General features: G+C 39.7%; 11 protein-coding genes and 1 other annotated feature. All 11 genes read left to right on the forward strand.

Features of this window, described 5'->3' with window-relative positions:
• Window positions 1-185 precede the first annotated feature (185 nt).
• The gene (nusG, locus tag SB717_RS28730; protein ID WP_014462032.1) at window positions 186-719 is read left to right on the forward strand and encodes a transcription termination/antitermination protein NusG; all 534 of its coding nucleotides are present in this window, start codon (window positions 186-188) and stop codon (window positions 717-719) included.
• 165 nt (window positions 720-884) lie between these two features.
• On the forward strand, window positions 885-1,310 hold the full coding sequence (gene rplK, locus SB717_RS28735; RefSeq protein WP_013054914.1) for a 50S ribosomal protein L11: 426 nt from the start codon (window positions 885-887) through the stop codon (window positions 1,308-1,310).
• A 110-nt stretch (window positions 1,311-1,420) separates the two neighbouring features.
• Entirely contained in the window at window positions 1,421-2,116 is a 696-nt protein-coding gene (gene rplA / locus SB717_RS28740; protein ID WP_013054915.1) for a 50S ribosomal protein L1, read from the forward strand.
• A 65-nt stretch (window positions 2,117-2,181) separates the two neighbouring features.
• Window positions 2,182-2,325 (forward strand) — a sequence feature (ribosomal protein L10 leader region).
• 40 nt (window positions 2,326-2,365) lie between these two features.
• Complete coding sequence (gene rplJ, locus SB717_RS28745; protein ID WP_013054916.1) at window positions 2,366-2,866, forward strand: 50S ribosomal protein L10; 501 nt, start codon at window positions 2,366-2,368, stop codon at window positions 2,864-2,866.
• A gap of 44 nt (window positions 2,867-2,910) precedes the next feature.
• Window positions 2,911-3,273, forward strand: a complete 363-nt coding sequence (gene rplL / locus SB717_RS28750) for a 50S ribosomal protein L7/L12 (protein WP_013054917.1) — start codon at window positions 2,911-2,913, stop codon at window positions 3,271-3,273.
• Between the two features lie 112 nt (window positions 3,274-3,385).
• Complete coding sequence (locus SB717_RS28755) at window positions 3,386-3,988, forward strand: class I SAM-dependent methyltransferase (RefSeq protein ID WP_098621322.1); 603 nt, start codon at window positions 3,386-3,388, stop codon at window positions 3,986-3,988.
• Window positions 3,989-4,233: 245 nt separating this feature from the next.
• Window positions 4,234-7,797: a DNA-directed RNA polymerase subunit beta gene (gene rpoB, locus SB717_RS28760; protein ID WP_028412662.1), complete on the forward strand. Its 3,564-nt coding sequence runs from the start codon at window positions 4,234-4,236 to the stop codon at window positions 7,795-7,797.
• 62 nt (window positions 7,798-7,859) lie between these two features.
• Complete coding sequence (rpoC, locus tag SB717_RS28765; RefSeq protein WP_013081369.1) at window positions 7,860-11,453, forward strand: DNA-directed RNA polymerase subunit beta'; 3,594 nt, start codon at window positions 7,860-7,862, stop codon at window positions 11,451-11,453.
• Window positions 11,454-11,584: 131 nt separating this feature from the next.
• The gene (locus tag SB717_RS28770; RefSeq protein WP_013054921.1) at window positions 11,585-11,833 is read left to right on the forward strand and encodes a 50S ribosomal protein L7ae-like protein; all 249 of its coding nucleotides are present in this window, start codon (window positions 11,585-11,587) and stop codon (window positions 11,831-11,833) included.
• 99 nt (window positions 11,834-11,932) lie between these two features.
• Window positions 11,933-12,355, forward strand: coding sequence for a 30S ribosomal protein S12 (gene rpsL / locus SB717_RS28775; protein ID WP_013054922.1), 423 nt, complete (start codon window positions 11,933-11,935; stop codon window positions 12,353-12,355).
• A 50-nt stretch (window positions 12,356-12,405) separates the two neighbouring features.
• Entirely contained in the window at window positions 12,406-12,876 is a 471-nt protein-coding gene (gene rpsG, locus SB717_RS28780) for a 30S ribosomal protein S7 (RefSeq protein ID WP_013054923.1), read from the forward strand.
• Window positions 12,877-12,911: the final 35 nt, after the last annotated feature.

The raw sequence follows: 12,911 nt of genomic DNA on the forward strand, positions 1-12,911 counted from the left end.
TTAAATCATGGTATAATAAAGCTAAATTATGTTTTTTTCAGAAAAGCCCGGAGACGGGTTTTTTAATTTGCTTTAAGAATGATTGTGCTAGGAGTCAACTATTTTCCTAGTGCGTTGTCTGTGCAATAGATTAGGACATCTTATTTTATAGTGAGCTGGGAGGGAAGGACGTATAGTCCTCAGAAATGGAGAAAAATTGGTATGTAGTCCATACTTATTCTGGATATGAAAATAAAGTAAAAACAAATTTAGAAAAGCGCGTAGAAACAATGGGTATGCAAGATAAAATTTTCCGCGTTGTTGTTCCTGAAGAAGAAGAAAGAGAAATTAAGAATAACAAAGAAAAGATTACAAAGAAAAAAGTATTTCCAGGGTACGTGTTAGTTGAAATCATTATGACGGATGATTCGTGGTATGTAGTTCGTAATACACCTGGCGTTACGGGCTTTGTAGGTTCAGCAGGTTCTGGATCAAAGCCAACTGCTCTTCTACCAGAAGAAGTAGAAATGATCTTAAAACAAATGGGCATGGACGAGCAGCATGCTGACTTTGACTTTGAACTAAAAGAAACAGTATTGGTTCAAGAAGGTCCGTTTGCAAACTTCGAAGGTACCATTGAAGAAATCGATACAGATAAACGTAAAGTTAAGGTTCATGTCGATATGTTCGGAAGACAAACGCCAGTAGAGCTAGACTTTACACAAATTGAAAAAATATAATCTGTAAGACCTTGCAATTCATGAAGTTTAATGTTAATATTTCATAAGTCAGTATGTCTCAAAACTAGAGACTAAAACAACTATTTCTTTATTTTATATATAAAGAACATTGAGTGGGAGGGCATCGCCCTATTACCACATCACGGACTTAAGGAGGTGTGTCTCGTGGCTAAAAAAGTAATTAAACTTGTTAAGTTACAAATTCCTGCAGGTAAAGCAAATCCAGCGCCACCAGTTGGTCCTGCATTAGGTCAAGCCGGTGTTAACATCATGGGTTTCTGTAAGGAGTTTAACGCTCGCACAGCTGATCAAGCTGGTCTTATCATTCCTGTTGAAATCACGGTATTTGAAGACCGTTCATTTACATTTATTACGAAAACTCCACCTGCTGCTGTACTACTTAAGAAAGCGGCTGGTATTGAGTCTGGTTCTGGTGAACCAAACCGTAATAAAGTTGCAACAGTCAAGCGTGACAAAGTGCGTGAGATTGCTGAAACTAAAATGCCTGACTTAAACGCTGCTAGCGTTGAATCTGCAATGCGCATGGTAGAAGGTACAGCGCGCAGTATGGGAATCGTAGTTGAAGACTAATTCCATTTGATTGGGTGTTAGAAGGTTGCGAGAAATGGAAGTTTTCCTATGCTCGCAACCTTTATTAGTGGGAGGTTATTCCGTTAAAACCACATAAGGAGGAAACAAAAATGGCTAAAAAAGGTAAAAAGTACGTTGAAGCTGCTAAGCTTGTAGATCGTACACAAACTTATTCAGTACAAGAAGCGATTGAATTAGTAAAGAAAACAAACACAACTAAATTTGATGCAACTGTAGAAGTAGCATTCCGTTTAGGAGTTGACCCTAAGAAAGCTGACCAACAAATTCGTGGTGCAGTAGTACTACCAAACGGTACAGGTAAAACTCAACGTGTATTAGTATTCGCTAAAGGCGAAAAAGCTAAAGAAGCTGAAGCTGCAGGCGCTGACTACGTTGGCGATGCTGACTACATCAACAAAATTCAACAAGGTTGGTTCGAGTTCGATGTAATCGTAGCTACTCCAGATATGATGGGTGAAGTTGGTAAACTTGGTCGTGTATTAGGACCTAAAGGTTTAATGCCAAACCCTAAAACTGGTACAGTAACATTTGACGTTCAAAAAGCAGTTAACGAAATCAAAGCTGGTAAAGTAGAATACCGTGTTGATAAAGCTGGTAACATCCACGTACCAATCGGTAAAGTATCTTTCGAAGAGAGCAAGTTAGTTGAAAACTTCACTACAATCTTCGAAACTATGGTAAAAGCTAAGCCGGCAGCAGCAAAAGGCACATACATGAAGAACGTAGCCGTTACTTCAACAATGGGCCCTGGTATCAAAGTTGATACTGCTTCATTCTCTGCTTAATAAATTTGGAAATAAATCGGTGTTGACTTTTTGAAAGTCCCTGATTATAATAGATAATGTTGTTAAAAAGAATAACATTTGTACCGTAGACAGTAGGTGCTGCAAAGCTTAATTTCCTACCGAGGTGTGTGAGATAAATTAGTGAAACGTTATGGTTCGCTTACTACACCTCCATGTCTTTATTGTCATGGAGGTTTTTTATTGCACCTTGTCTGAGTGTACGGAAGGAAATCTACAGGAGGTGTAAAGATGAGCAACGTAATTGAACAAAAGAAACAAGTCGTAGACGAAATTGCTGAAAAACTTCAAGCGAGTAACTCAATAGTTGTCGTTGACTACCGTGGTTTGAATGTTGCTGAAGTTACTGAACTTCGTAAGCAATTACGTGAAGCAGGCATTGAGTTCAAAGTCTACAAAAACACTTTAACTCGCCGTGCTGTAGAAAAACTTGAACTAACAGATCTTAATGATGCGTTAGTAGGTCCAAATGCAATCGCATTTGGTGGAGAAGATGTTGTTGCTCCAGCTAAAATTCTAAACAACTTCGCTAAAGAACACGAAGCGTTAGAAATCAAAGCTGGTGTAATTGAAGGTAATGTTGCATCTGTTGAAGAAATTAAAGCACTTGCAGAACTACCATCTCGCGAAGGCTTACTTTCTATGTTGCTTAGCGTGCTTCAAGCTCCAATTCGCAACCTTGCTCTTGCTACAAAAGCTGTGGCAGATCAAAAAGAAGAACAAGGTGCATAATCTAGTCTGTTATATATAACACAATCACAAGGAGGAAATTAACAATGACTCAAGAACAAATCATTGAAGCAGTTAAAAATATGACTGTTTTAGAACTTAACGATTTAGTAAAAGCAATCGAAGAAGAATTTGGCGTAACTGCTGCTGCTCCTGTAGCTGTAGCTGGCGGTGCTGCTGGTGAAGCTGCTGCTGAGAAAACTGAATTTGACCTAGTACTTGAAAGTGCTGGCGGACAAAAAATCAAAGTTATCAAAGTAGTACGTGAAATCACTGGTCTTGGCTTAAAAGAAGCTAAAGAAATCGTTGATAACGCTCCAAAAGCTCTTAAAGAAGGTATTTCTAAAGAAGAAGCTGAAGAAGCAAAAGCTAAACTTGAAGAAGTTGGCGCTTCTGTAGAAGTTAAGTAATTATTGCTTAACAACTGATATAAAAAAGCTCGCTTGTACAAGCGAGCTTTTTTGCTTCTGTCATCCTTTTCATTTATAGTAAAGAAGAACATATTGATTAGGAGGTTCTATTTTGACAGAACATTATTTTTCTAATACACCATCGTCTGCAAGTAATGAAGAGCGCTTTTCATTTGAATTGAGAGGAACCTCTTTTTCATTTACGAGTGACCGCGGTGTTTTTTCAAAAAAAGAGATCGATTTTGGATCGCGCCTGTTAATTGAAACGTTTCAAATGCCCGAGAGTTCCGGCCCGCTTCTGGATGTTGGATGCGGATATGGCCCAATTGGGTTGGCCCTTGCAAAAGAGGATAGCCAAAGAAACGTTCATATGGTCGATGTTAATGAACGTGCATTAGCACTAGCTCAAAAAAATGCTGGAATTAATTCAGTATCAAACGTTTCAATTTATCAAAGCTCTTGCTATGAAAATGTGAAGGAGACGAATTTTGCAGCTATTCTTAGTAATCCGCCGATCCGTGCGGGTAAAAAAGTTGTTCATGAAATTCTAGAAAATTCATTAGATCACCTCGCTGACCAAGGAGAACTTTGGATTGTGATTCAGAAAAAGCAAGGAGCGCCATCTGCCCTTGCGAAATTAGAATCTCTATTTAATGAAGTAGAAGTAGTAGAAAAGAAAAAAGGGTATTATATCATATGTGCTAAAAAATGTTGACTAATATTTTTTAGTATGTTAGCATTATAAAATGCCAATATATAAATATTCCATATAAGCTCGGGTTATACATAAAATAAAAGGTATAATTTTGAATTATATGGGAAAAACTAATAAAATCAATAGTACGTTTTTATGAAATTGTGGTTTTCTATTTAAAGAGACCATTTTTCTTTTGTTCAATAATAAACATATGGTTTATTATATATTTTGAATAATAACGCTTGATTTGAGGGGTGAATCAGTTGACAGGTCAACTAGTTCAGTATGGACGCCACCGCCAACGCAGAAGTTATGCTCGTATTAGTGAAGTTTTAGAGTTACCGAACTTAATCGAGATTCAAACGGCTTCATACCAATGGTTTTTAGATGAAGGTTTACGAGAAATGTTCCAAGATATTTCTCCAATTGATGATTTTACAGGTAACTTATCACTAGAATTTATTGATTACAGCTTAGGTGAGCCAAAGTATTCAGTAGGAGAGTCTAAAGAACGTGATGTAACTTATGCAGCACCTCTTCGTGTTAAGGTGCGGTTAATTAATAAAGAAACAGGTGAAGTAAAAGACCAAGATGTGTTCATGGGAGATTTCCCATTGATGACCGAAACAGGTACCTTTGTAATTAATGGTGCTGAGCGTGTTATCGTATCACAGTTGGTTCGTTCACCAAGTGTTTACTATAGTGGAAAGCTTGATAAAAACGGTAAAAAAGGATATACAGCAACTGTTATCCCTAACCGTGGTGCATGGCTAGAATATGAAACTGATGCAAAAGATGTAGTATACGTGCGTATTGATCGTACTCGTAAACTGCCAGTAACAGTGCTGTTACGCGCGCTAGGTTTCGGTTCTGACCAAGAGATTATCGATTTAATCGGTGATAATGAATACATCCGTAATACGCTTGAAAAAGATAATACGGAAACAACGGAAAAAGCGCTATTAGAAATCTATGAGCGTTTACGTCCGGGTGAACCACCGACAGTTGAGAATGCGAAGTCTCTATTAGTATCTCGCTTCTTTGATCCAAAACGATATGACTTAGCGAACGTAGGTCGCTATAAAATTAATAAAAAGCTTCATATCAAACATCGCTTATTTAATCAAAAGCTAGCTGAAACATTAGTTGATCCTGAAACAGGTGAAATTATTGCAGAAAAAGGCGCAATGATTGATCGCCGTCTGCTAGATCGCTTGATTCCGATGCTTGAGGGTGGAGTAAACTTTAAAACTTATAGTCCGGTTGGTGGAGTAGTAGAAGACGATGTTACATTACAATCTATTAAGATTTACGCGCCAAATGATCCAGAAGGTGAAAAAGTCATCACTGTATCAGGTAACGCATATGTAACAGAAGAAGTTAAAAATATCACACCTGCTGATATTTTAGCATCAATCAGTTACTTCTTTAACTTGCTTCATCAAGTAGGAGACACAGATGATATCGACCACTTAGGTAACCGTCGTCTGCGTTCTGTAGGTGAATTGTTACAAAACCAATTCCGTATCGGTTTATCTCGTATGGAACGTGTTGTTCGTGAAAGAATGTCAATTCAAGACACGAATACAATCACACCTCAACAATTAATTAATATTCGTCCAGTTATTGCGGCGATTAAAGAGTTCTTTGGAAGTTCTCAATTATCACAGTTCATGGATCAAACGAATCCATTAGGCGAATTGACGCACAAACGTCGTCTTTCAGCTCTAGGACCTGGTGGTTTAACGCGTGAGCGCGCTGGTTTCGAAGTGCGTGACGTTCACTACTCCCACTATGGCCGTATGTGTCCGATTGAAACGCCAGAGGGTCCAAATATCGGGTTAATCAACTCACTTTCTTCTTATGCAAAAGTAAACAAATTCGGTTTCATCGAAACACCTTACCGTCGTATCGATCCTGAAACAGGTAAAGTGACAGAGCGAATTGACTACTTAACAGCTGATGAAGAAGATAACTATGTTGTAGCCCAAGCGAACGCTCGTCTAGGTGATGATGGTTCATTCTTAGATGAAAATGTCGTTGCACGTTTCCGTGGAGAAAACACGGTTATCCGTCGCGATCGTTTAGACTATATGGATGTATCACCAAAACAAGTTGTATCTGCCGCTACAGCATGTATCCCATTCTTAGAGAACGATGACTCTAACCGTGCATTAATGGGTGCGAACATGCAACGTCAAGCAGTACCTTTATTAAATCCTGAAGCACCAATCGTAGGTACAGGTATGGAATATGTATCTGGTAAAGACTCTGGTGCAGCCGTGATTTGTAAATACCCTGGCGTTGTAGAGCGCGTAGAAGCAAAACAAATTTTTGTTCGCCGTTATGAAGAAGTAGACGGACAAAAAGTTAAAGGTAACTTAGATCAATACAAATTATTAAAATTTGTTCGTTCTAACCAAGGTACTTGTTACAACCAGCGTCCAATTGTTTCAGTTGGCGACGAAGTAGTAAAAGGTGAAATCTTAGCCGATGGTCCTTCAATGGAAAAAGGTGAGCTTGCTTTAGGACGAAACGTAATGGTTGGTTTCATGACATGGGATGGTTACAACTATGAGGATGCCATCATCATGAGTGAACGCCTTGTGAAAGACGATGTATATACGTCTGTTCATATTGAAGAATATGAATCTGAGTCTCGTGATACGAAACTTGGACCTGAAGAAATTACGCGTGACATTCCAAACGTAGGTGAAGATGCGCTTCGCAACTTAGATGAGCGTGGAATCATCCGCATTGGTGCAGAAGTAAAAGATGGAGATCTTTTAGTTGGTAAAGTAACGCCAAAAGGTGTAACAGAACTAACAGCTGAAGAACGTCTTCTACACGCTATTTTCGGTGAAAAAGCGCGTGAAGTTCGTGATACTTCTCTTCGTGTACCACACGGCGGCGGTGGAATTATTCTTGATGTTAAAGTCTTCAACCGTGAAGATGGCGACGAATTACCACCAGGTGTAAACCAATTAGTCCGTGTATATATTGTTCAGAAGCGTAAAATTTCTGAAGGTGACAAAATGGCCGGTCGTCACGGTAACAAAGGTGTAATTTCACGTATTTTACCGGAAGAAGATATGCCTTACCTACCAGACGGTACGCCAATTGACATCATGTTAAACCCATTAGGGGTACCATCTCGTATGAACATCGGTCAGGTGCTAGAGCTTCATTTAGGTATGGCTGCTCGTAAGCTTGGCATTCACGTTGCGTCTCCAGTATTTGATGGTGCGCGTGAGGAAGATGTTTGGGCAACAATCGAAGAAGCTGGCATGTCTCGTGATGCTAAAACAGTTCTATATGATGGTCGAACAGGTGAACCATTCGATAACCGTGTATCAGTAGGAATCATGTACATGATCAAACTTGCTCACATGGTAGACGATAAACTTCACGCTCGTTCTACTGGACCATACTCACTTGTTACACAACAACCACTTGGTGGTAAAGCGCAGTTCGGTGGACAGCGTTTTGGTGAGATGGAGGTATGGGCACTTGAAGCATACGGTGCTGCTTACACATTACAAGAGATCTTAACAGTGAAATCAGACGACGTAGTAGGTCGTGTGAAAACATACGAAGCAATTGTTAAAGGTGAAAACATTCCAGAACCTGGCATACCTGAATCGTTCAAAGTATTAATTAAAGAACTACAAAGTTTAGGTATGGATGTGAAGATGCTTTCTGCTGACGAGCAAGAAATTGATATCATGGACTCAGAAGAGGACCATGAGCAACCAACAGAATCAATTATTGCAGATAACGAAGAAAGCCTTTCTGAAGGACAAAAAGATCCTGTCACAAAAGAGTAAGGAATTACTTTCATATAAACGTTAAGGGAAAAAACCTGTAGATTAAAAGGGAGGTAGGCTCCTTGCTAGATGTAAATAACTTTGAGTATATGAAAATCGGTCTAGCTTCGCCAGATAAAATTCGTTCTTGGTCGTACGGTGAGGTAAAAAAACCTGAAACGATCAACTATCGTACGTTAAAACCTGAAAAAGACGGCTTATTCTGTGAGCGTATTTTTGGTCCACAAAAGGACTGGGAATGTCACTGCGGAAAATATAAGCGCGTTCGTTATAAAGGTGTTGTATGTGATCGTTGTGGCGTAGAAGTTACGCGCGCAAAAGTTCGTCGTGAACGCATGGGTCACATCGAACTAGCTGCACCTGTTTCACATATTTGGTACTTCAAAGGTATTCCTAGCCGCATGGGACTTGTCTTAGACATGTCCCCTCGTGCGCTAGAGGAAATCATTTATTTTGCTTCTTATGTAGTAACGGATGCTGGTGATACACCACTTGAAAAGAAACAGCTCTTATCAGAGAAAGAATACCGTGCGTATCGTGAGAAGTACGGACAAACTTTCCATGCAGCAATGGGTGCTGAAGCTGTTAAAAAATTATTGCATGACATCGATCTTGATAAAGAAGTAGATGCTTTAAAAGAAGAATTGAAAACTGCTCAAGGTCAACGTCGTACACGTGCTATTAAACGTTTAGAAGTACTAGAGGCTTTCCGTCATTCTGGTAACGAACCTTCTTGGATGATTTTAGACGTTCTACCGGTTATTCCGCCAGAACTTCGTCCAATGGTTCAATTAGATGGTGGACGCTTTGCTACGTCTGATCTAAATGATTTATATCGCCGTGTAATTAACCGTAACAACCGCTTAAAGCGTTTATTAGACCTTGGAGCTCCTAGCATTATCGTTCAAAACGAAAAGCGTATGCTTCAAGAAGCTGTAGATGCATTAATCGATAATGGTCGTCGCGGCCGTCCGGTAACAGGACCAGGTAACCGTCCATTAAAATCTCTTTCTCACATGTTAAAAGGTAAGCAAGGTCGCTTCCGTCAAAACTTATTAGGTAAACGTGTTGACTACTCTGGCCGTTCGGTAATTGTTGTAGGTCCGAACTTAAAGATGTATCAATGTGGTCTTCCAAAAGAAATGGCGTTAGAACTTTTTAAACCTTTCGTAATGAAAGAGCTTGTTGAACGCGGTTTAGCTCATAACATCAAGAGTGCAAAACGTAAAATTGAACGTGTGCAACCTGAAGTATGGGACGTATTAGAATCGGTTATTAAAGAGCATCCAGTTCTTTTAAACCGTGCACCAACGCTACACAGACTAGGTATTCAAGCATTTGAACCTACGCTTGTAGAAGGTCGCGCTATTCGTCTTCATCCGCTTGTATGTACAGCATATAACGCTGACTTTGACGGTGACCAAATGGCGGTTCACGTTCCATTATCTGCGGAAGCACAAGCAGAAGCACGTATCTTAATGCTTGCTGCTCAAAATATCTTGAACCCTAAAGATGGTAAACCAGTTGTTACACCTTCACAGGATATGGTATTAGGTAACTACTACTTAACGCTTGAGCGTGAAGAGGCAGTTGGAGAAGGTATGGTGTTCAAGGATACAAATGAAGCACTATTAGCGTACCAAAACGGTTATGTGCATCTTCATACACGTGTAGGTGTGTACGCAGGTTCTTTAAACAACGAAACGTTTACAGAAGCACAAAATCAACAGTTGCTTGTTACAACGGTTGGTAAATTAGTTTTCAACGAAATTTTACCAAAATCGTTCCCATACATTAACGAACCAACAAGAGAAAACTTAGAAGTGAAAACTCCTGAGAAGTACTTTGTTGAAAAAGGTGCAGATGTGAAGGAATTCATCAAGAATCAACCGGCTATCGCACCGTTTAAGAAAAAAATCTTAGGTAATATTATCGCTGAAGTATTTAAACGTTTCAAAATTACTGAGACTTCTAAAATGCTTGACCGTATGAAAGACCTAGGTTTCAAATATTCTACTAAAGCTGGTATTACAGTTGGTGTAGCTGATATCGTGGTTTTAGGAGAAAAAGAAGTTATCTTAACAGAAGCGCAAGCTAAAGTAGATAACGTACTAAAACAATTCCGTCGCGGTTTAATTACTGAAGATGAGCGTTATGAGCGTGTTATTTCTGTATGGAGCAGCGCGAAAGACGTTATCCAAGGTAAATTAATGGCGTCATTAGACAAACGCAACCCAATCTTCATGATGAGTGATTCTGGTGCCCGTGGTAACGCATCTAACTTCACTCAGCTTGCAGGTATGCGTGGACTAATGGCCAACCCGTCTGGTCGTATCATTGAGTTACCAATCAAATCTAGTTTCCGTGAAGGTTTAACAGTATTAGAGTACTTTATCTCTACCCATGGTGCACGTAAAGGTCTTGCCGATACGGCTCTTAAAACAGCTGACTCAGGTTACCTTACTCGTCGTCTGGTTGACGTGGCACAAGACGTTATCGTACGTGATGACGACTGTGGTACAGACCGCGGTATTCTGGCTGTTGCAATCAAAGAAGGAACAGAAGAAATTGAGAAACTTGATGAGCGTCTAATTGGACGTTATGCAAGAAAAACACTACTTCACCCAGGAACAAACGAAGTGTTAGTGAAAGAAAACGAACTAATTACAGAAGACCTAGCTGAAACAATTGTGGATGCTGGTGTTGAAGAAGTATGGATTCGTTCTGCATTCACATGTAACACTCGCCACGGTGTGTGTAAAAAATGTTACGGTCGTAACCTTGCAACTGGTTCAGAAGTTGAAGTGGGTGAGGCAGTTGGTATCATCGCTGCTCAATCTATCGGTGAGCCAGGTACACAGTTAACGATGCGTACATTCCATACAGGTGGGGTTGCTGGAGACGATATCACGCAAGGTTTACCGCGTATCCAAGAGATCTTCGAAGCGCGTAACCCTAAAGGTCAAGCCGTTATTTCTGAAATTGAAGGTACAATTGCCGGCATTTCTGAAGGACGCGATCGTCAGCACGAAATTACTGTTCAAGGAGAGATTGAAACTCGTTCTTACACAGCTCCGTACAGTGCACGCCTAAAAGTTATTGAAGGACAGCGCATTGCACGTGGTCAAGAATTAACGGAAGGTTCAATTGATCCTAAAGAATTACTAAAAGTAAAAGACATCACGGCTGTACAAGAGTACTTGCTTCGTGAGGTGCAAAAAGTATACCGTATGCAAGGGGTAGAAATTGGAGATAAGCACGTAGAGGTAATGGTTCGCCAAATGCTTCGTAAAGTGCGCGTAATGGATTCTGGAGATACAGATGTATTACCAGGTTCATTACTTGATATTCACCAATTCACTGATGCTAATGAAAAAGTATTACTTGAAGGCAATCGTCCAGCGACAGGCCGTCCTGTATTACTTGGTATTACAAAAGCATCTCTTGAAACTGATTCCTTCTTATCTGCTGCATCATTCCAAGAAACAACTCGTGTTCTTACAGATGCTGCAATCAAAGGAAAACGTGATGAGTTGCTTGGACTTAAAGAGAATGTTATCATTGGTAAGCTAGTTCCGGCTGGTACAGGTATGACGAGATATCGTAATGCTGAACCAATCAAAAACCAAGCTGAAGAAACGGTAACAATCGACTAATTATAAAATCATTACTCTAGAATGGATGTTTTTTTAAAAAACTACAAAACGTTAGTTGACATCCATTCTAGGGAATGATACTATATCAAAGGTGCTCCTATAAACTACCTGTTACTTTGGAGGATATGATAATGTCTTATGAAAAAGTATTACAGGCTGATCATATTATTGTAGGAACAAAGCAGACGGTGAAAGCATTAAAAAAAGGTACAGTAAAGGAAGTCATCATTGCTGAAGACGCTGATTTTTATGTCACATCCATTGTGGCAAAAACGGCACAGCAAGAAAACGTTCCGTATACGTATGTCCCTTCTATGCGAAAGCTTGGTCAAGCTTGTAGGATAGAAGTTAACGCTGCAACTGTTGCAATTATTAGTTAACACGTTTTTGAACTTTTAGTTTCAAAGACTTTGTTTTTTGCTAAAAAATGAACCACCTGGATGTGTGGTCTTACAAAAGGCGAAAGGAGGAAAAATTAAATGCCTACTATTAACCAATTAATCCGTAATGGTCGTGTGAGTAAAGGTAAAAAATCTGACTCACCTGCTTTAAACAGAGGTTACAACAGCTTCAAGAAAGCTCAAACTAACCAATCTTCTCCACAAAAACGTGGTGTATGTACACGTGTGGGTACTATGACACCGAAGAAACCGAACTCGGCTCTTCGTAAATATGCTCGTGTACGTTTAACAAACGGTATCGAGGTAACAGCTTATATCCCAGGTATTGGTCACAACTTACAAGAACACAGCGTGGTACTTATCCGCGGTGGACGTGTAAAAGATTTACCAGGGGTACGTTACCATATCGTACGTGGTGCACTTGATACTGCTGGTGTGGATGGCCGTATGCAAGGTCGTTCTAAATATGGTACTAAGCGACCAAAAGCAGCTAAAAAATAATAGCTTAACAATTAATAGATAAACTTTTAAAAGTGAAAGGAGGAAGTAGAATGCCACGTAAGGGACCTGTTGCAAAAAGAGACGTATTACCAGATCCGATTTACAATTCTAAGCTTGTATCTCGCTTAATCAACAAAATGATGCTTGATGGAAAGCGCGGTAAGTCACAAGCTATTCTTTATAGAGCATTCGATTTAGTACAAGAGCGCAGTGGTAAAGAAGCTATGGAAGTATTCGACCAAGCTCTTAAAAACATCATGCCTGTACTAGAAGTTAGAGCACGCCGTGTAGGGGGTTCTAACTACCAAGTTCCTGTAGAAGTACGTCCAGAGCGTCGTACTACTTTAGGTCTTCGTTGGTTAGTAAACTATGCTCGTCTTCGTGGAGAAAAAACGATGGAAGAGCGTTTAGCTAACGAAATCCTTGATGCAGCTAACAACACTGGTGCTGCAGTTAAGAAACGTGAAGATACTCACAAAATGGCAGAAGCTAACAAAGCATTTGCTCATTACCGTTGGTAATCTTTTAACGAAACTTTTTAAAAAACAAATTATAA

Origin of the sequence: Priestia sp. SIMBA_032 (assembly GCF_046535215.1) — a bacterium.
Taxonomy (GTDB): domain Bacteria; phylum Bacillota; class Bacilli; order Bacillales; family Bacillaceae_H; genus Priestia; species Priestia aryabhattai.

Excerpts from the sequence above, each read along its gene's own strand:
- rplJ (WP_013054916.1), top strand. The coding sequence starts at position 2,366 with ATGAGCAACGTAATTGAACAAAAGAAACAAGTCGTAGACGAAATTGCT.
- SB717_RS28770 (WP_013054921.1), top strand. The coding sequence starts at position 11,585 with ATGTCTTATGAAAAAGTATTACAGGCTGATCATATTATTGTAGGAACA.
- nusG (WP_014462032.1), top strand. The coding sequence starts at position 186 with ATGGAGAAAAATTGGTATGTAGTCCATACTTATTCTGGATATGAAAAT.
- rpsL (WP_013054922.1), top strand. The coding sequence starts at position 11,933 with ATGCCTACTATTAACCAATTAATCCGTAATGGTCGTGTGAGTAAAGGT.
- rplL (WP_013054917.1), top strand. The coding sequence starts at position 2,911 with ATGACTCAAGAACAAATCATTGAAGCAGTTAAAAATATGACTGTTTTA.
- rpsG (WP_013054923.1), top strand. The coding sequence starts at position 12,406 with ATGCCACGTAAGGGACCTGTTGCAAAAAGAGACGTATTACCAGATCCG.
- rplA (WP_013054915.1), top strand. The coding sequence starts at position 1,421 with ATGGCTAAAAAAGGTAAAAAGTACGTTGAAGCTGCTAAGCTTGTAGAT.